Raw genomic sequence first — 17,715 nt, 5'->3', positions numbered from 1 at the left:
GCAAAACTCTTGGTGCTTCTCCGGGACGAAAAAGACAATAGGATCCCCGGCGCCGCCCGCTTTGCCCTGATCCTATTTGCCGAACAGATTGAGCTGCTGACAACCCGCATAGAGAAGCTCGACAGAGAGATTTTGGTTGCCGTCAGAAAGGACCCCGATGCAAGGCGTCTGATGAGCATTCCGGGTGTCGGTCCTCTCATCGCCGCTACCGTTCGGACATCGGTCTTGGATGCTCGCGATTTTGCGACTGCACGAGATTTTGCGGCTTGGACGGGGCTCACACCGAGGGCACGGTCGAGCGGCGGGAAAGAAAGGCTCGGCGCGATATCAAAGCGTGGAAATCGGCAACTACGGACGCTCTTGATCGTTGGTGCGACCTCTATCATCAAGCTTGCTAAGCGAGGCTTGAAAGTCCCGCTCTGGATTCGGACCATGCTGCAAAGACGGCCGGTCAAGGTCGTATCGGTCGCGCTCGCTAATAAGATTGCGCGCACGATCTGGGCCTTGCTGGTCAGAGGAGGCATCTATCAGGCGCCGGCCGCAATGCTGAAATCCTAATCTCAAGAGCTCTCCGGCGGAAGAAGAAAGCTGCCGAGGAGGCAAGGTGCAAATCTGGATGAACCTCGAATGACGTCATTCCCGGTAGCAATCAGACCGCCTGACTCACTGCGCTTCGAGCGCGAGAAATTGATTGGGCGATTGCCTTCCGCGGATATCATCGTGGCCAGCGGCCAGGCGCCGCATTCACAGGCCGAACATATGACCGCACCGTCATCCCCTGTTCTACCAGAAAAAGATCTTGCAGCCCGGGCCGTTCCACATATGAGTCAGAGCCAAAATTCGGCGCTTATTCACATTTTCCCAACTATCGCGCCCGGCGCTCTTACTCGGCTCAGCCTCGAGAGCTGTCCTTGAGACCTCGAACTTGCCGTGTTGCTTGCAATCAAACCCTTCGGCATCACCGGTTCTTGGAAGCTCTCCGATTTCGTTTCCGCAAATCGGACATGCCACCATTTGGAATCCTCTCCATGCGGGGCCGCTCATGGCACTGCAGAACCAAGCGAGATTTAGCGTGCGAGAAGCGTGCCGCTATAGGCGCATTCCCGCGCACGTTTCTGCATTTGTACTCACCGCGCCTACCCCGATGGTTTTCCAAAGAGCCTAAAAATCAAAGGGGGAAGCTGGTGCTGCCAGACAGGATTGAACTGGGGCGACAATCCTGACTTGCATTGATTTTATTGCGCTTTTCGGTCCAGTGATTTGTTTTTGTGTGGCACTCTTGAGCGGCGCCGTGGCACAAGCATTACCACTTCCGGCGCGGGGTCGTCACGTTGGAATCTCCAGGTGCCTCGCGGCATGGGCACTTCTCCGTTCGGCAACCCCGGGCGAGTTTGAGGCCAGCTGCTAGCCAAAAGCGCACCGCAACCTGAGCCACAGCTTTACCCCCGCGATGCTCTGCCTCGGTATCGAAGCGCGTCGACCAGCAGCGTGAATGCCGGCGATGGCTGCCGACGGCTCGGATAGTATAGGTGATATCCTGAGAATGGCGGGCACCAGTTCCCCCAGCACCCGAATGAGCTCGCCGCTCGACAAGTAGGGCTGAACCTGACCTTCGGTTAGGTAGGCCAAGCCAAGCCCCTGCAGCGCGGCGTGCAGCAGCGCGCCCGAACTGTTGAAGACCAGTTGCCCGTCCACGCGCACATTCACGTCGCGCCCGTTCCTCTCGAACTCCCATGCATAGAGGCGCCCACCGTGGGTGGGTAGGTGAAGGTTGACGCAGTTGTGCTGCGTCAGATCCTGCGGCGTCCGCGGCCTCACTCGAGAAGCAAAGTAGGACGGCGAGCCTACCACAGCCATGCGTAGGTCCGGACCGACCCGGACCGCTATCATGTCCTTCGCGACCAGTTCGCCCGGCCGGATCCCGGCATCGTACTGCGCGGCCACGATGTTCGTGAGGCCCACGTCGATCATCACCTCGACTTTGATGTCTGGATAGAGCGGCGCGATCTTGGCCATTGCGGGCATCAGGATCGCCTGCGCGGCATATTCCGTCGCGGTAATCCGGATAGTCCCGGCGGGCTTTTCGCGCAATTCGCTCAGGGCTCCAAGCTCGGCATCCATTTCGTCGAACTTGGGTCCAATCTTCTGCAGCAGCCGCTCGCCGGCCTGCGTCGGTGTGACGCTCCGCGTGGTCCGGTTCAGGAGCCTGACACCCAGACGTTCCTCCAGACCTTGGACGGTCTGACTCAGGGTCGGCTGGGATATCGCAAGCCGAGCCGCCGCCCGGGTGAAGCTGCGTTCTCGCGCCACGGCCAGGAACGCTAGAAGATCGCTCGCGTCAGCGCGTTCCATTTATAGGCTACTCCAATCAATCCAATTGGATTTTATCATCTAATGCAGCAGGCCCCAAGCGCCTACTTTGGAAGTCGACCGGCGGGTGGACGAGGACAACGCGGAGTAGGAAAGAATGAGGGAAGGTATTGCAGACAGGTTCGTCATCACCCGCGCAAGCAACAGCCGCACGACCGTGATATCGCTCGGCGCCGTCGCGACTGAGCTTCCCGCCGGCATCAGCGATGCCGAAACCGCGGAGAACGTCCGGAACTTCTATTCGCAGGTTGCGGTACCGGCGGACTCGTTCGCCCGCGTCGTCGCCTTCGCGATGAGCCAGCCTGATGACGTGGACATCAACGAGATCCTCTACAGGCCAACCAAGCAGGAAGTCTGAGGGGCGGCGACATGTCAGTTGTAGCCATGCGAGAGGCCACGGAAGGACGTTCCTTTGCCGCGTCCCTGTTGCCGATCATGGGCGCGGTCTTCGTCGCCTTTCTCGTCATCGGCGTTGCGATGCCGGTGCTCCCGCTCTACGTCCACGATGGACTCGGTTTCGGCACTTTCGTGGTCGGCCTCGTCGCCGGTAGTCAGTTCGCTGCATCGTTGATTTCGCGACCCTGGGCGGGCCACTACTCTGACGGTCGTGGCGCGAAGCGCGCGGTCGCCGCAGGTCTGCTGGCGGCATCGACGTCCGGATTGATTTACTTGTGTTCACTGCTGTTGCGAGGCGCGCCGGAAGCATCGGTCGCCGTGTTGCTGCTTGGGCGGGGCGTGCTTGGAGGGGCGGAGAGCTTCATCATTACCGCCGCCGTTAGTTGGGGGCTTGCGATCGTCGACTCCCGCAATACCGGGAAGGTCATTGCCTGGGTCGGGTCCGCGATGTTCGCAGCCTTTGCGATTGGGGCCCCGGTCGGCTCCGCGCTTTACGCCGGCTACGGATTTGCCGCGATCGCGGGTGTCACGGCGCTGGCTCCCCTTGTCACATTGCTGCTGATCGCCCCGCTTCCGGCCGTTGTGCCCGTGCCGCGCTCCCGCTTATCGTTCGCCAAAGTGTTCGGATCGGTGTGGGTCCCCGGTTTCGGATCTGCGTTGGGCAGTGTGGGGTTCGGGGCTATGACCACGTTCGCCGCGCTGCTGTTCGCCGATCGCGGTTGGACGCAAGGCTGGCTCGCATACACGGTCTATGCCGCCGCGTTTATCATTGCGCGCGTACTCTTCAGCCATGCTTCCGACAAGTTTGGCGGCGCCAAGGTCGCTTTATTCTGCGTGCTCATCGAAACTGCCGGCCAAGCGCTGATGTGGCTGGCCGTTCGTCCCGAACTAGCGCTCGTCGGAGCCGCCCTCACGGGATTCGGATTCTCACTGATCTATCCCGGCTTCGGCGTCGAAGCGGTCCTGCGGGTGCCGGCACAAAGTCGCGGTCTCGCGATGGGAGCCTACACTGCCTTCCTCGACCTGGCTCAAGGGATCGCAAGTCCCGCGCTCGGGCTGGTCGCGAGGGGAGCCGGCCTGAATGTCGTGTTTCTCGTCAGCGCCGTCACCGTACTATGCGCCGCGTTCGTCGCGTCGTGGCTGATGGTGAACCCGCCAACAGTCGGAGGACAGCAGCGGTGAAACTTCTCGCGGCAACCATACTTTCGTTCTCGATCGTCGCCAGCGCGGCCAACGGTCAACAGACAATCATCGGAGGAGTAAAAACCATGCCCACGACCGAAGACATTCGGGCCGTCGCGCCCGCCCTTGACAAATATGCGAAGGACGTCGTGCACGGTGACCTCTGGAAGCGGCCGGGACTGCCGCCGCGAGATAGGAGCATCGTCACGGTCGCCGCGCTCATCGCGCGCGATCAGACAGTCGAGCTGCCGTACTATCTCAACCTCGCGCTCGACAACGGCGTGAAGCCGGCCGAACTGTCGGAAATCATCACGCACCTGGCGTTCTACACCGGCTGGGCAAACGCGATGGATGCCGTCGCCGCGGCGAAGGACGTGTTCAAGAGCCGTAACATCGGCGCGGACCAGCTTCCGCCCTCATCCGGTCCCCAGCTTCCCCTCGACGAAGCGGCGGAGGCGCAGCGGGCGACGCGTGTCGGCGAGCAGTTCGGCAAGATCACGCCCAGCCTGGTCCAGTATACGACAGACGTGCTGTTCCGCGATCTCTGGCTGAGGCCGGGGCTCGCGCCGCGCGACCGCAGTCTCACCACGGTCAGCGCCCTCATCGCGACCGGCCAGGTCGCGCAGATCACCTACCATCTGAACCGGGCGATGGATAACGGGTTGACCAAGGAGGAAGCCGGCGAGGCCATCGGCCATCTCGCTTTCTACGCGGGTTGGCCCAGTGCCTTCTCGGCGGCGCCGGTGGTCAAGGACGTCATCGAGAAGCGGCCCCGGTAACGATGTCGCCGTACTCGCGTCGACAGGCCATCGCCTTGGTGGCCGGTTTCGCGACATCGGCGGCGCCGGACGCCCGCGCCAAAGATTCGAACATGCCAAGGAACGCAGTCATGGACATCGATATCAAACGAAACGGCTCCCGCCCCTCGACGAAGGGGAATGCCGACTGGTTCACCGGTTCGGTTCGGGTGGATCCTCTCTTCCAGGCTCCGGACCCGGGACGGGTGAGCGGCGGTCAGGTCACGTTCGAACCCGGCGCCCGGACGGCCTGGCACACTCACCCGCTCTGCCGGCCTCGGATGGGTGCAGCGCGAGGGCGGATCGATCGAGGAGATCCGCGCCGGCGACGTCGTCTGGTTTCCGCCGGGTCTGAAGCATTGGCACGGCGCTTCGCCCACGACGGCCATGACGCATATCGCCATCCAGGAATCCTTCAACGGAAAGAACGTCGATTGGATGGAGAAGGTGGCCGACGACCAGTACCGAAAGTGAGGTGTCCACGATGCACCGCTGAAACGACGATGAACTTCGTAAGATTGCCGACGCCGACGACCTGCACGTCTCCCCGTTCAGGGAGGACGGGAGGACATACGGGACACCGACGTGGATATGGTCCGTCGCGGTTGACGGCGCGCTCTACGTTCGCGGCTACAATGGACAGAACTCCAGGTGGTACGGGGCCGCTGCGCAGCAGAAGGCCGGGCGGATCGTCGCCGCCGGCCTCACCAAGGAAGTGGCGTTCGAACCGGTCGACGGACCGATTCTGGATTCGATCGACGAGGCCTATCGCTCGAAGTATCGCGGCAATCGATATCTCGAACCGATGATCAGTGCGCGTGCCCGGTCCGCAACCATACGGATCGTGCCGCGGCAGGCTGGAGTACGATCATGAAGCAGTTTTTGGTCTACGGCGCGTCGATGCTTGCCGTCGCGCTGGGCGGCGCCGCCGTCGCCCAGGACCTGGGCGGACAATATGTCCAGGTGGCGGAGATCGAGGTCGATCCTGCTCAATTGGACGCTTACAGGGTCGCGGTCCAGGAGCAGATCGGCGCGGCGATCCGAGAGGAGCCGGGCGTCCTGGTGCTTTACGCGGTGTCCGAGAAGGACGACCCGGCCCGCGTCAAGGTCTTCGAGATCTATCGCGACAGGAAGGCATACGAAGCGCACCTCGGATCGGATCATTTCAAGAAATACAAGGCGACGGTGGAGAAGATGGTGAAGTCACTCAAGCTGGTGCAGGCGACGCCCATCGCGCTTGGAGCAAAAACGAAGTGAGGTGGTTTTGATGAATCCGACCTATGATTTCAGCGGCCAGGTCGCGCTGGTGACCGGAGCAAGTTCGGGCATGGGGCTGGCGACCGCTGAGGCGTTCTCCAACTCCGGAGCGGCCGTCGTGCTCGCCGATATCAACGAAGAGGCGCTGCGGGCGACCGCCGAAAAGCTGACGTCCGCGGGACGCAAGGTTCTGACCGTGGTCTGCGATGTCTCGGACGAGGCGCAGGTCGCGCGCATGATTGAGCGGACTGTGACGCATTTCGGCAGGCTCGATATGGCCTTCAACAACGCGGGCATCCAGGTGCCCCCGAGTGATGCTGCTGACGAGACCGCGGAGAACTTCGATCGGGTGAACGGAATAAACCTTCGCCGTGTCTGGGCTTGCATGAAGCACGAATTGCAACAGATGCGGACGCAGGGAAGCGGAGCCACCGTGAATTGCTCGTCGCTTGGAGGTCTCGTCGGATTGCCGTGCCGCGCCGCCTATCACGCCTCCAAGCACGGCGTCATCGGACTGACGAGGAGTGCGGCGATGGAGTACGCGCCACGCGGTATCCGGATCAACGCGATCTGCCCTGGCACGATCAATACGCCGATGGTCTCGGACATGCTGGCGAAGCAGGCCGACGCCTTGAAGGAAATCATGCGCGACCAGCCGATCGGGAGGCTTGGCGAATCCGATGAGATCGCGGCCGCCGTGCTCTGGCTGTGCAGTCCGGGCGCCAGCTTCGTCCTCGGCGTCGCGCTACCGGTGGACGGCGGGTTTACCGCCCATTGAACGCGATTGGCGGGGAGGGGCGAGCAACGAGCTAGGAACCTTGGTTGCCTTGAGCTGGTTGTCGCGCTCTCGACCCGCGGAGATCGATCTCAATGCCCGACTATCCGAAGCCGCCGTTCCCAAGCCAGAGCCAGCCCATGCCCGGCTCGACCGCGAAAATGAACCCACGCCCCGATCATGGAGAGACCAGCTACAAGGGATCGGGCCGCCTGCAGGACGGGCCGTCATCACCGGCGGTGATAGCGGAATAGGAAGGGCTGTCGCCATCGCTTTCGCCCGCGAGGGCGCCGATATCCTGATTGCCTATCTCGATGAGCACGACGACGCCAAGGAAGTAGCGGCTCTCGTCGAAGCCGAAGGTCGTAAGGCGGTCCTGGTGAAAGGTGATCTGAGATCCGCGGACCATTGCAGGAAGGTCGTCGATCTGGCGGTCCGCGACCTCGGCGGTGTCGACATTCTCGTCAACAACGCCGCCCATCAGGCGACCTTCAAGGATATCTCCGACATCAGCGACGAGGAATGGCGGATGACATTCGACGTGAATATCCACGCCATGTTCTTCCTCGCGAAGGCCGCCGTGCCGCGCATGCAGCCGGGCGGTGCCATCATTAATACGGCTTCCGTGAACTCGGACATGCCGAATCCCACTCTGCTGGCCTACGCGACCACCAAAGGTGCGATCCAGAATTTCACCGGCGGGCTGGCCCAGATGCTGGCGGAGAAGGGCATTCGCGTGAACGCCGTGGCGCCCGAGCCGATCTGGACGCCGCTGATCCCGTCGACCATGCCCGAGGATACCGTGAAGAATTTTGGCAAGCAGGTACCGATGAAACGCGCCGGGCAACCGGCGGAGCTGGCGACGGCGTACGTGATGCTGGCCGATCCGCTGTCGAGCTACACCTCGGGAACCACGGTCGCCGTGACCGGAGGGAAGCCTTTCATCTGATGCCGGGCCTCCAGCATCCCGTCACGCCTGATGGGCGCTATTTCGTGGTCCGCGGTAGACTCTGGCGGATGAGCGATCCCGACCTGGCTGCCCACGACAAGACGCGGCTTGTGAAGCGGCTGATGGATGCACGGCGAGCCGTGAAGGCAGCAAAAGCCGTCGGCGATCAGGATGCCGAAACCGCTGCGCACCGCCTGGTCGACGAGGCGAAGCGTGGGCTGGGAGAGCGGGGACCGGTGTGTGGAAGGACGGCGCGCCCGACTTTAACAGGCACGCGGCCAAGAACACGCCCTACGCCGATTGGTACGCCCGGATCAGGCGGCGGCCTTCAGGGAATCGAGACGCTTGCGGAGAAACGCCAGCACCATGATCTCGTCGGGCGTGAGCTTGGGGTACTGGCGCTTGAATTTCTGCGCGATCTTGGCTTCGATCATCTTGACCAGATCGCCGGACATGTAGGCGTTCAGGACCTCCGGGTGCACATAGCACTTGCGGCAGATGGCCGGAGTGTTGCCGAGTTGCTTGGAGACGCTCTCGATCGCGGCGACGACGTTGCGTTTGGCCTCGGCCTGGCTGTCGTACTTCTTGAACTCGGTCAGCGCCAATGCCGCAAGCACGGTCCCCGCCCACGTCCGGAAATCCTTGGCGCTGAAGTCCTCGCTTGTGATGTCCTTGATGTACGCATTGACGTCGCCGGAAATCCACGGTGCGGGGCTCTCCGTCCTCGTCGAGGTACTTGAAGTGTTCGTGCCCCGGGATCTCCGCACGGCGCTTCACGATCGAGGCTATCCGCTTGTCCTCGACGCGCAGCTTCCACTGCTTACCCGACTTGCCCGTGAACTCGAACCGAAGGACGCGGCGGCCGATTGCGACGTGCTTTCGGCGCATCGTGGTGAGGCCGTAGGACTTATTCATCTCGGCATACTCGGCGTTGCCGACCCGGATCAGCGTCTTCTCCAAGAGGCTAACGATCGTGGCCAGCACCTTCTCTCGTGGTAACCCGTCCCGCTTCGTGTCGGCGGCGACCCGGTCGCGCAACGCGGGCAGCGCGGCCGCGAACCGGATCACGTGCTCATATTTGTCCTGGTCGCGCAGCTCCCGCCATTTCGAGTGATAGCGGTACTGCTTCCGCCCGCGGGCATCGAGCCCGGTCGCCTGGATGTGGCCGTTAGGCGAGGGGCAGATCCAGACGGACTCGTAGGCGGGCGGGACGCCGATCGACTTGATGCGCCGGATGACGGCGGCGTCTGTGATGGGCTTGCCGTCCTTGTCGTAGTAGCTGAAGGTAGTGCCGGTCCGCTTGCGCGTGTACCCGGGCGAAGAGTCGCTGACGTACCGGAGCCCTTCTTCCGCGATGTTGGCCGCCACTTCGGCGGTGCGGTCTAGGACCTCTTCTTCCTTACTAGTCTGTCGGAGCATCCGCCTGTCCCTCGTGCGAAGCGGAGGCTTCGCTAACTCCATAAGGCGGGAGAGGCCCAGTTCGTTCCGGGTCGGCGCGCACCTCCGCTCAGACCTCCTCGCGGAGCCCTTTAAAGAAGGGATGTCTCACCATTCCTTCGGCCGACTTTGCCCGAGATGCCCTTGTATGCGATCCGCTTGGCGTAGGGGTGCGTCTTTCGGATCAGTGGCTTTAGCTGCCTTTGCAGATCAGCAGTGGAGACGTTGTCGAGGCCATAGTCGACTTCGCAAGCGAGTGAAGAAAGACTTGCGCAGCGCCGCTGGCGATCGCGGGGCCAGCTCAATCCCGGTGCTTGGTGATTCGCTCGTTTATTGTTGGCAAAGGGAGCGGGCCGGTTTTGACCCGCAGGCGGGCTTCGTATTGGATCGCCAAATCGAGGAGCCGCTTCTTGGTGAAGGGGTCAGCTTTATTTGCCAACTCACGTACCAAACCCGCCTGCGAACAACCGGACGCAGAGTGCGAACCAATTGGCTTCGGGCACCAATCAGGCGCAGCCTACGACGGTCGCAATTCGACCACGGCTCAGCGGCCGAACAGCCAGCAGAACACGGCCGATCGCTCGTCGAACACGAACGTGAATGCGTCTGTAAATATCAACGATCGGCAGCGGTGTCGATTTCGCACCTGAACGTGCAGCCGCGGTGGCCCAAGCATCGGTTTCAGCTTCGGCACCCCCGAGCTGGTGAAGCCGCTCTCTGAATGGCGCCCTTTCGACGTCAATTACGTTTCCGCGGTGACGAGATGTCTGCTGTTGCGAGCTCCTGGGACGGAAGGAGCAATTGCTGGCGGGTTCCAAGGCGATCCCGGCTCGAACGAGAGCGCCGAAATCCAGGCGCTCCTCGCCAAGATCGAGACTGCGCTGAAGCTCGGCACCCAGGACCCCGCCGCCGCAGCGAGGACGGCTAGCCCTGGGGAGCAAAGGATTGAGGGGTTAGAGCTTCACCGACGTCTTCACCTCGCGGCGATTCCAGACTTGGCGGATGAAGGCCCCAGCTCGGGGGGGCTATGAGCTGGGGCCAGTTCGGAGATCACCCCTCGGGGCGGGGGCGTCGCGAAAACTTGGCACTCAGGCTATCGTTCCTCTGCGCCGCCGAGAAGTTTCGGATCGCGTCTGCCGGAAAGGCGCGCAGGTCCCGTCCACTCTGCCACAGCTTTCTTCGCCGCCCGCCGGCTCCACGCTCCCGGGACGCAAGCACAGGGGGCAGTCTGTGAAAGCCAAAATTGGCTGCTAAGATGCAATGCTCTCTCAGTAGATCGGTGCTACGTTGCGCCCTGCTGGGGACAACAATGGCACTCTACCGAATACTTCAAAACTCGCCTCTTGGGCCTGAAGAGATCACGCGACTTTCGACAGCCTACGAACAGGCCCTCCGCACGATTGGCGTACAGGATCGCAACGATCCCCTCACCGAACTGATTGCCAAGAAGATCATCGAGATCGGTCAGACCGGCCTCAAGGACCCTGCTGAGATCTGCGGTCGGGCCGTCGAGGAATTAGGCCTGCCGAAAGGATGATTCCGTGGGAAGGGCGTGGTGCACCCAGCGACGGATCCAGCCCGGGGTCCGGGCTACGGCGCCCCCTTTTCCTCGCCGAGCTCCTTGATCATCCGGACGATCTCTTCCGGGTGGAAGGGCTTCTGCACGATGCGGCTGCCGGGAACGGGGCGTGGTGTGGCGGGCGAAAAGCCCGTCGCGTAGATGACCGGCAGTTCCGGATCCTGCTCTCGGTAGCGTTCCGCGATCTGCCACCCATCGACCTGCCCGGGCAGCCTGACGTCGGTGACCAGCACGTCCGCGACGTGGCGCTTGCACCAGGCCAGTGCCTCCTCCCCGGTGCTCGCGTGTATCACGTGATAGCCTGCTTCGCGCAGCGCTTCCACGACGAATCCGCGGATCAGAGGGTCGTCCTCGACGAGAAGTACGCTCACTGGTGGCTCATATCCAATAGCATTTGTTAAGCATGTCGAACGGCCAAAGTGCGCAGCCGTTCCTTTTGCGGCGTTGGCGAAGGTTGCGACGCGGAGGGCTGCGGTGCAGGGGCGGTCGCGGGCTCTGCTGGGGGGGCGGCAAACGGCTGATCGCCTCCGCCATGCGGGACATATGTACCGATGTTGCTCAGCAGCCGTTTGGCCTGGAGGTCACGTGCCTTCGAATACTCACGTCGCCGGTGGCTGCGGCCCATCGATCCCATGCCTCGAACGCCTCGGCGTAGTGCTTTCGCATCTGCTTCTCGGCGAAAAGGCATAGACGGCGAAGGATCAGGCTTCTTGGAACGTAATTGCCCTTGCCGCTTTTCTTGGTGTGAAGGGCGTGCAGCCGTCTCGTTGCCTATGTCTCGGTGGGGTCTGCGAAGGAGGAGCTTTGATGAAAGCGACAGCTCTGGCGATCGCCTTTTTAATCGCTGTATCGGCCGCTTCGGTTTCGGCGCAGCCCATAAGGTGGACGACCTACCGCATTTCACAGACGGGTACGTCGGTCGACTTCGCTTCTTCGATCTTCACCGAAGAAGCGGGCCGGCCGGACGGTTATGGGCAACGCTTTCGAACCGCCGACGGCCGTGCCGACCTCACGATACAGGCTGCTCCCAACGTTGGGAGCGATTCCCCCGCTGTTTTCCTCGCGAAAAAAGGTCCGCCTTCGCGCATTCAGTACAAGAGAGTGACGCCGCGGTTTTTTGCGGTTTCCAGCTACAAGGGCGACAAGGTCTGGTATGACCGCTGCAACTTCTCCGGCGGGCTGGTCCATTGCGTGTTGATCAATTATCCGGCCAGCGAAGAGCGAGCCTGGGATGGTATCGTTACGCGCATCAGCCTCTCGCTGAATGGCGGGTGATCCATCCGTCTTCGCGTCGGGCGACGCTTCCTGGAATCTTGGGCTTGGTGTCACAGCGCAATCAGGCCCCGGAGGCGTTGGAACGTCTAACGGCCATGACGCCACCCCGGCATCCCTCCCTCTGAGCTGACCCGCGCTTCTGTTCTCCCATCAGACCAACTAAGGCGGCTTCTTAGCGGCTTAGGACTTCCGGCGGCAAGCTGCGGACGCATGCCTTAGGAACAGAACCGGGGTCCCAGAGTTCGAGCAGTCTAACCCTTTCACGGAGTTACCAAATGACCCGCGGAATGCCGTCCATGACTGCGCTTTTGGGACTGCTCGCCATTGCCGGATATCAGAATCGAGACAAGCTGGCGGAGTTGCTAAAGGGCCCGGGAGCGGGCTCGTTAGAACCGCCCGGATCTCAACAGCCGCTTGGTGGGCTGCTCAGCAATCTTACGGGCATGCTCAGCGGGGCAGGAGTCGGCGGACTGCTTCAAGGAGGGATCGGCGAGCTGCTGGAGAAATTCAATCAAAATGGCCGCGGTGACGTAGCTCAGTCGTGGATCAGCACAGGGCCCAATAAGGACATTTCGCCTCCGCAACTGAGGGAAGCAATAGGCTCAGACGTGTTGGAAAAGCTTGAACTGGAGACCGGGCTTTCTCAAGACGAGATTCTCGCAAGGTTATCCCGGGAGCTCCCCTCAGCAGTCGACAAGTATACGCCGGAGGGACGCCTACCCAATTGAATTGCCGCCGCGTCGCTCTATTGAAAGGAATAAACAATGAGTATTCTTTGGACCATCATTATTGGTTTCATCGCCGGCGTGATAGCCAAGTTCATCATGCCGGGGGACAATGAACCGGCCGGGTTCATTCTGACGACCATCCTCGGGATCGTCGGGGCCTTCGTAGCGACTTACCTCGGGCAAGCGCTTGGCTGGTATCGTCCTGGCGAAGGTGCGGGGTTGATTGGCGCCGTGGTCGGCGCTGTCATCGTGCTGTTTGCCTATGGCTTCGTGGTCGGCAGACAACGGAGACCAATCTGAGGAACGACCTCCCAAGCGAGTTCCGTTCACTCCGCTACCTCGCTGCAGATCCACGTGATCCGCGACCACCCCAACCTTAGCCCGGTTGGGGGGACCTTACTTTGGCGGTGGCTGCCTCAGCGGCATCCATGCCGGCCTGCTTCACCCTATCCAAGGCTTCGGCACCTTTGTCGCCGACTTCTGCGACCACGGTATCTGAGCCTTCGCGCAAGGCCTGCGATACCGCGCCGGCGCGACGATTCAGGTCGGCTTTAACATCGTCGGCAGCTTTGCCGATATATTCGTTCTCAATTTCGGAAGCGCGAAACGCGCCTGCGACTGCTGCACCGATCGCCAAGCCCACGATCCCAAGCACTAAGGGTTGTCTTTCAAGCAACTCAGTCATTGACGATTGCGAACTGGTGAGCGCTTCTTTACCTGGAAGCGCATTGCCGAGCTTGCCAAAGTTCTCCTGGAAGAAAGTGACTCCCTCGTCGAACCGATCCTGAACGTTGTCGACAGCTTCTGAGACTGCATCGGAAGCGGCAGCGGTCGCGCCTCGCAAAGTTTCGCCGACGCCCAGCGATCCCTCGTCGTCCATTTCAGGTGCCGTTGGGGGCGCCACAGTCTGCTTAACAGCCGATCCCGCCGACCTGAGATTACTCGTCCCAGCATCGGCCACGGGCGAAACCACATCCACAGCCGAGCGGGTCGCGGTCTTCAGCTTCTGGCCGCCAGCCAACAGCCAAAGCGCTCCGCCCCCGATAAGCGCAGCGGCAAGAGGGTTTTCCCGGGCTGCTGTCACCAAATTGTCAATAAAACCGCTCTTTGTGTCGCTCATCGCACCATTCCTTTCATGGTGTCCTTATCCTTTTCAAGCTGGCCGATCGTTTCTCGAGGTGCCAGATTGCGCACATCAAGCCGGTTGATGCCGACTGCAAAGAACAAGGCCGCGATTACCGCCGCTATGAACGCCGATGTCAGATACGATACCGGTTGCGACCATCCTGCGGCGATCAACGCCGCGGACAGGGCAAACAGTGCCATGACGATCGCCGGAACCACCAGAACGGCACCACCTGCAATCAAACCTAGCGCTCCACCGCGTTTCTGAAGCTTGTCGCCAACTTCCGCCTTGGCCAGGTCCATTTCGTTTTGGAAGAGCTTGGCGAACTGCGACATGGTATCGCCCAGCAGCGTCGAGATGACCCGAAACTCGCCCTGGCTGGTTTTGATATCGTGCTCGATGCTCATGGTACGGCGCTGCCCTGTGAGGATGATGTCTGTTGCGAACTCGGACCGGGCGGCGCGGAACTCGCCGAGAACGGCGGGGCACCGGACTTCTGAACGGCTTCCGACGACGATTTATTCACTGTGCCGCTCCGCTTCGATGATGAGGATTGCTCGCCGGACGCTTTTAAAAAGCGGAGCGCTGCGAAGCCTGCCAGCACGGATATTCCGAGAAAGGCGGCGGGCTGACGCTTGGCGAAATCAGTTGCACCTTCGACGAGATCCCGGAAGCTGCCATCGCGGATCTTCTGGGCGGCTTCTTCGACGTAGTCGGCAGCAGAACCGATGCCGCGTGCAGCGAACGGTACGTCGCTCTCAAATGCTCGGCCGGCTTCACGCATGTTGCCTGCGAGGCGCTCAACGAAAGCGGCGCCCGACCGCTGCTGCTCGCGGGCCTGGCTCTGAATCTGCTCCACCGTCCCTTCCGTCACCCCTTTGGCTGCATCAGCCGCTTCACTGAACTTGTCCCGCGCGAGATCGGCCGTTGCCTGAAGGGCATCGCCAGCGCGCTGCTTCATCTCTGCCCCGGCTTCACCGATCTGTTCCTTCAGATCCTTCGAGGGTCCCTTGTCTCGGCTCGGCGCAAACTGCGTGATGTTGTTCGGGTCCACATCGTTCATGATTGTTTCCTTCAGGTGTTGGTGTTTTGGGAAGGGCTAAAGGCGGCTTTGACGACATCGTCCGCAGCCTCTTTCAGAGCGCCCGCCACATCCTGCGTCATACGACTGGCGTAGGTGCCGAGATCGGCCTCAGCGATCTTTTGTGCCGCCGCGTCGGCTGCCGACGTGGTCGCCTCTTTCGCCGCCTCGAATCCGGAGTGGGCCGCCTCGGCCGCAGCCTGTTTCACGCCATCGCTCGCCCGACCGATCACCTTGCCTTCAGTCTTGGTCTCGGGAAGAGCCGCCGCGATGATGGCGCCGATCGCGATGCCCAGGCCTCCGATGAGGGCAGCATTGTCGCCGATGGTCTGACGGGCCTGGTCAGGCGCGTTCGCCGCCACATCCTTGGCTGCGTCGATGCCACTCTTGAGTTTTTCACCTGCAAAACTGGCAGCCTTTGTTGCACCTGTCCGGAGCTCATCCGCAAGGCCGGCGGCCCGATCTTGTGCGTCTCCAGCCATGCCAGCGGCTCGGCTTGGAGCGGAGGATAGCTTTTCCGTCGCGTCGCCCTGCATGGCCCGGGCACCCTCCGTCAACTCCTCGAGCATTTCCCCCGCTCTATCCATTACCGGACCGGACGCCTCCGCCGCGCGATCCCGCACTGTCTTAGAGGTCAGGGCAAGCCCGGCGCCGATCATCAAAAGTGGCAACGGGACACCTCGCGCCAATCGCAGCAGCGGAATTCCTACTGCGGCGCCCGCGGCCACTGCGCGCATGGGATTGTCCATGATCAGCTGTTTGAGCCCTTCAATCCAGCTCTGGGTCTTGTCGCTGACGTATTCGGAGACTTCGGATTTGATGTGCTGCGGCGAGACCTTGTGGCGGATGTCCTCGGCGGTGTCCGATATCTGGTCCCTTAATCGCCCTATGGTAGCCGCCAGCTCTGCGCGGCTGCGCTCGGACTCACGCCTCAACTCCTCCACTGATCGCGCCATCGCTTCACCCTCTTGCTTTATTTCTTGTGCTTTAATTCTTGAATCTAAGGACGAACACACGCTTTGTTCAATCGTTCCTAACTGAACAAGGATGACGTGCCGCCGGCCAAACTCTCTGCTGCGCGCAAGGCTTTGGTACGTGAAGAAAAGAGCCTTAGAGCAGCGGTGGTGTACCGAGAGGAGAGCTCGGAAAATGTCGCGTCGGACCGTAGGAACTTCGCAGGACTCGCGCTTGCGCGGGCGGCACAAGCGATCAGATACGATCCGCGGAACTGCCTGCCTCGTTGGCTATGGTTGCTCAAATCGAGACATTCTGCCGCGGCTTGCGGAATGCATTCGAACAAAAGCCAGGGGCCTTGTGGTTGTTACCGGGCATATTCCCCGTACCGCGAGCGGCGCGGGCGCTGGACTTGATTTCGAGTTCAAGGAACGACGTCCTCGCCGGAAGGTCGCGATGGAGACTGGGCCTTTCGCCGGAGAGCCGTGTTCAAATGTCGATTGTTCGCGAAATGCTTTCCCAAGAATAGTTGGCCAGTGTTGTCTGGGCCGGCACAGAGCGCTCAAGGGGGCAACGCGAGTGGGGATCGCCTCGAAGGTCCGCTAAGGCCAGCGATCGTGCTCTTCTGGGTGCGCATGCTCGTTGAGTCTGCGAGTTGTCGGCGAGCTTCTCTGTCTCGGCAGTTGCGGCCGGCGCTTTGATCCTCGACCTCCAGGGGGAAGTTGTCTGCTGTAAGTGAGGTATCCTTGCCCGTGCGGCACCTCGACGCGTTTGGTCCCTGCTCCAGCTTAGGAACGAAGGTTACAGCGGTCGGTTGCAAGCAAAATTAAATAGGAGAAAAATGACCATGAAGATCGGCAAGATGGCGCTCGCAGCTCCACTTTTGTTCGGATCAATCGCTGCCGCCTCCGCGCAGGGTGGCGCTGGTGGCGGGGCCGGTGGTGCTGGCGGAGCAGGGGCCGGCGCGGGCGCTGGCTCGGGCGGAGCCGGCGGCGCAGGTGCGGGATCACGGGACGGCGGAGGCGCGGGTGCGGGATCTGGAGGCGGCGGCAATTCTCCAGCCGCGACCAGCGGTCAAGGGGCATCGAGCAGCCCGGGTTCGGCTAACCCCGGGGCGACTATGAATGACCCGAAGATGAAAGGGAAATAGAAGCGAAAAGAAATGGCCCGCTGACATGATCGAGCGGGCCGCTTTCATGAAGCAGTCGCGGAGCGATTGAGGCTGCGTTAGACCGGCCGGGAGGAGACCGGTGCCAAGAACGTTGGTGTCCAAGTCCGATCTAGAACTGTTCGCTCTTCAGGAGATCCGGCACGTTCCCGGCGGGGAGTTCGTTATCTCCGTCGAGATTGAACACGGCGATGCGGAACCCGATGGCCTGAATTGGCGACTGCTCGTGATTGCTAAAGACGGTGCGGACCTCGATCGCCTCCAAAACGCCGCTACAACCACGAGCCATCGGCTGAAGCGTCGATACCAACTTGTCAACCAGGGCGGCAGCTCGGCGGGTGGCTGAAGTTAGAGACTGGCACCCAACACCAACAAAACGGCACCGATTGCCGCAAGGAGAATGCCCGGCCAGTTCGCTCTAACCCCCAGGAATCCCACGCCGCGCCGCGTCGGCTCCAGTGTATCGGCGGCGGGCCGACTAAGCGATCCCCGCCAAATTGTAGCGCGTGCCATGTACAAAATTCCGCCGAGAACAAGCAGGGCGCCAAATCCTATCAGGATCATTCTCGCCTCCTCGATTCATGGTTACCAGGTCAAGCGCCCGGAGGTGCGAGCCGCACCTCACTCGGGCTTGGTCGGCA

At 61.6% G+C, this 17,715-nt stretch carries 18 protein-coding genes and 6 pseudogenes; 15 read left to right on the top strand and 9 right to left on the bottom strand.

Translation table 11 applies throughout. The features are described 5' to 3' along the window. On the top strand, window positions 1–558 hold a 558-nt coding region (locus AC0L3X_RS40160; RefSeq protein ID WP_473317360.1), incomplete at its 5' end, for an IS110 family RNA-guided transposase. Between the two features lie 881 nt (window positions 559–1,439). Here AC0L3X_RS40160 and AC0L3X_RS40155 read toward each other — a convergent pair. Beyond that, window positions 1,440–2,352: pseudogene (locus AC0L3X_RS40155) on the bottom strand (LysR family transcriptional regulator). A gap of 115 nt (window positions 2,353–2,467) precedes the next feature. Here AC0L3X_RS40155 and AC0L3X_RS40150 point away from each other — a divergent pair. From AC0L3X_RS40150 to AC0L3X_RS40110, 9 genes and pseudogenes are all read left to right on the top strand, one after another. Continuing rightward, window positions 2,468–2,728, top strand: a complete 261-nt coding sequence (locus tag AC0L3X_RS40150) for a hypothetical protein (RefSeq protein WP_179945621.1) — start codon at window positions 2,468–2,470, stop codon at window positions 2,726–2,728. An 11-nt stretch (window positions 2,729–2,739) separates the two neighbouring features. Next, complete coding sequence (locus tag AC0L3X_RS40145) at window positions 2,740–3,948, top strand: arabinose transporter (RefSeq protein ID WP_354100456.1); 1,209 nt, start codon at window positions 2,740–2,742, stop codon at window positions 3,946–3,948. Next, window positions 3,945–4,727 carry a carboxymuconolactone decarboxylase family protein gene (locus AC0L3X_RS40140; protein WP_162478954.1) on the top strand — a complete coding sequence of 261 codons (783 nt, stop codon included), beginning with the start codon at window positions 3,945–3,947 and terminating at the stop codon, window positions 4,725–4,727. The genes AC0L3X_RS40145 and AC0L3X_RS40140 overlap by 4 nt, the downstream gene beginning before the upstream one ends. A 116-nt stretch (window positions 4,728–4,843) precedes the next feature. After that, window positions 4,844–5,219: pseudogene (locus AC0L3X_RS40135) on the top strand ((R)-mandelonitrile lyase). Window positions 5,220–5,262: 43 nt separating this feature from the next. Further along, window positions 5,263–5,619: a DUF2255 family protein gene (locus tag AC0L3X_RS40130; RefSeq protein WP_354125297.1), complete on the top strand. Its 357-nt coding sequence runs from the start codon at window positions 5,263–5,265 to the stop codon at window positions 5,617–5,619. Further along, window positions 5,616–6,002 carry a putative quinol monooxygenase gene (locus AC0L3X_RS40125; RefSeq protein ID WP_162478956.1) on the top strand — a complete coding sequence of 129 codons (387 nt, stop codon included), beginning with the start codon at window positions 5,616–5,618 and terminating at the stop codon, window positions 6,000–6,002. Before AC0L3X_RS40130 ends, AC0L3X_RS40125 begins: the two co-directional genes overlap by 4 nt. Window positions 6,003–6,012: 10 nt before the next feature. Continuing rightward, window positions 6,013–6,780, top strand: coding sequence for a glucose 1-dehydrogenase (locus AC0L3X_RS40120; RefSeq protein WP_354125294.1), 768 nt, complete (start codon window positions 6,013–6,015; stop codon window positions 6,778–6,780). Between the two features lie 92 nt (window positions 6,781–6,872). Next, window positions 6,873–7,726, top strand: a pseudogene (locus AC0L3X_RS40115) (SDR family oxidoreductase). Beyond that, window positions 7,726–8,096 (top strand): annotated as a pseudogene (locus AC0L3X_RS40110) (hypothetical protein). Before AC0L3X_RS40115 ends, AC0L3X_RS40110 begins: the two co-directional pseudogenes overlap by 1 nt. On the opposite strand, the gene AC0L3X_RS40105 reads toward AC0L3X_RS40110, so the two are convergent. The 3 genes and pseudogenes from AC0L3X_RS40105 to AC0L3X_RS40095 all read right to left on the bottom strand — a co-directional run. Further along, complete coding sequence (locus AC0L3X_RS40105) at window positions 8,041–8,493, bottom strand: hypothetical protein (RefSeq protein ID WP_256375131.1); 453 nt, start codon at window positions 8,491–8,493, stop codon at window positions 8,041–8,043. The pseudogene AC0L3X_RS40110 and the gene AC0L3X_RS40105 sit on opposite strands and share 56 nt — an antisense overlap. A gap of 19 nt (window positions 8,494–8,512) precedes the next feature. Further along, window positions 8,513–9,145 (bottom strand): annotated as a pseudogene (locus AC0L3X_RS40100) (DNA topoisomerase IB); the annotation flags it as partial. Window positions 9,146–9,233: 88 nt separating this feature from the next. Further along, window positions 9,234–9,417 (bottom strand): annotated as a pseudogene (locus AC0L3X_RS40095) (non-homologous end-joining DNA ligase); the annotation flags it as partial. Window positions 9,418–10,472: 1,055 nt separating this feature from the next. Between AC0L3X_RS40095 and AC0L3X_RS40090 the strand changes: the two are divergent. After that, a complete protein-coding gene (locus AC0L3X_RS40090; RefSeq protein ID WP_162478960.1) occupies window positions 10,473–10,700 on the top strand; it encodes a hypothetical protein in 228 nt (75 codons plus the stop codon). Between the two features lie 53 nt (window positions 10,701–10,753). Here AC0L3X_RS40090 and AC0L3X_RS40085 read toward each other — a convergent pair whose 3' ends face one another. Further along, window positions 10,754–11,113, bottom strand: a complete 360-nt coding sequence (locus AC0L3X_RS40085) for a response regulator transcription factor (RefSeq protein WP_162478961.1) — start codon at window positions 11,111–11,113, stop codon at window positions 10,754–10,756. Window positions 11,114–11,549: 436 nt separating this feature from the next. On the opposite strand from AC0L3X_RS40085, the gene AC0L3X_RS40080 reads away from it, so the two are divergent. The 3 genes from AC0L3X_RS40080 (at window position 11,550) to AC0L3X_RS40070 (ending at window position 13,045) form a co-directional block, all read left to right on the top strand. Next, window positions 11,550–12,017 carry a hypothetical protein gene (locus tag AC0L3X_RS40080; RefSeq protein WP_473317357.1) on the top strand — a complete coding sequence of 156 codons (468 nt, stop codon included), beginning with the start codon at window positions 11,550–11,552 and terminating at the stop codon, window positions 12,015–12,017. Between the two features lie 275 nt (window positions 12,018–12,292). Beyond that, the gene (locus tag AC0L3X_RS40075; RefSeq protein ID WP_210168710.1) at window positions 12,293–12,745 is read left to right on the top strand and encodes a YidB family protein; all 453 of its coding nucleotides are present in this window, start codon (window positions 12,293–12,295) and stop codon (window positions 12,743–12,745) included. A 36-nt stretch (window positions 12,746–12,781) separates the two neighbouring features. Next, window positions 12,782–13,045 carry a GlsB/YeaQ/YmgE family stress response membrane protein gene (locus tag AC0L3X_RS40070; RefSeq protein WP_162478963.1) on the top strand — a complete coding sequence of 88 codons (264 nt, stop codon included), beginning with the start codon at window positions 12,782–12,784 and terminating at the stop codon, window positions 13,043–13,045. Between the two features lie 76 nt (window positions 13,046–13,121). Here the strand turns inward: AC0L3X_RS40070 and AC0L3X_RS40065 are convergent, their stop codons facing one another. Genes AC0L3X_RS40065 through AC0L3X_RS40050 form a run of 4 tightly spaced genes read right to left on the bottom strand, consistent with a single transcriptional unit; the run spans window position 13,122 to window position 15,908 of the window. Continuing rightward, complete coding sequence (locus AC0L3X_RS40065) at window positions 13,122–13,865, bottom strand: hypothetical protein (protein WP_354100453.1); 744 nt, start codon at window positions 13,863–13,865, stop codon at window positions 13,122–13,124. After that, on the bottom strand, window positions 13,862–14,278 hold the full coding sequence (locus AC0L3X_RS40060; RefSeq protein ID WP_162478965.1) for a phage holin family protein: 417 nt from the start codon (window positions 14,276–14,278) through the stop codon (window positions 13,862–13,864). Before AC0L3X_RS40060 ends, AC0L3X_RS40065 begins: the two co-directional genes overlap by 4 nt. After that, entirely contained in the window at window positions 14,275–14,934 is a 660-nt protein-coding gene (locus tag AC0L3X_RS40055) for a hypothetical protein (protein WP_231145600.1), read from the bottom strand. The genes AC0L3X_RS40060 and AC0L3X_RS40055 overlap by 4 nt, the downstream gene beginning before the upstream one ends. 11 nt (window positions 14,935–14,945) lie before the next feature. Further along, entirely contained in the window at window positions 14,946–15,908 is a 963-nt protein-coding gene (locus AC0L3X_RS40050) for a DUF3618 domain-containing protein (RefSeq protein ID WP_354100452.1), read from the bottom strand. 1,263 nt (window positions 15,909–17,171) lie between these two features. On the opposite strand from AC0L3X_RS40050, the gene AC0L3X_RS40045 reads away from it, so the two are divergent. After that, window positions 17,172–17,420, top strand: a complete 249-nt coding sequence (locus AC0L3X_RS40045) for a hypothetical protein (protein WP_231145601.1) — start codon at window positions 17,172–17,174, stop codon at window positions 17,418–17,420. The last annotated feature ends 295 nt before the right edge of the window (window positions 17,421–17,715 follow it).

This window comes from Bradyrhizobium sp. MI1.7 (assembly GCF_055811795.1).
This window is presented reverse-complemented; position numbering and strand designations above follow the sequence as displayed.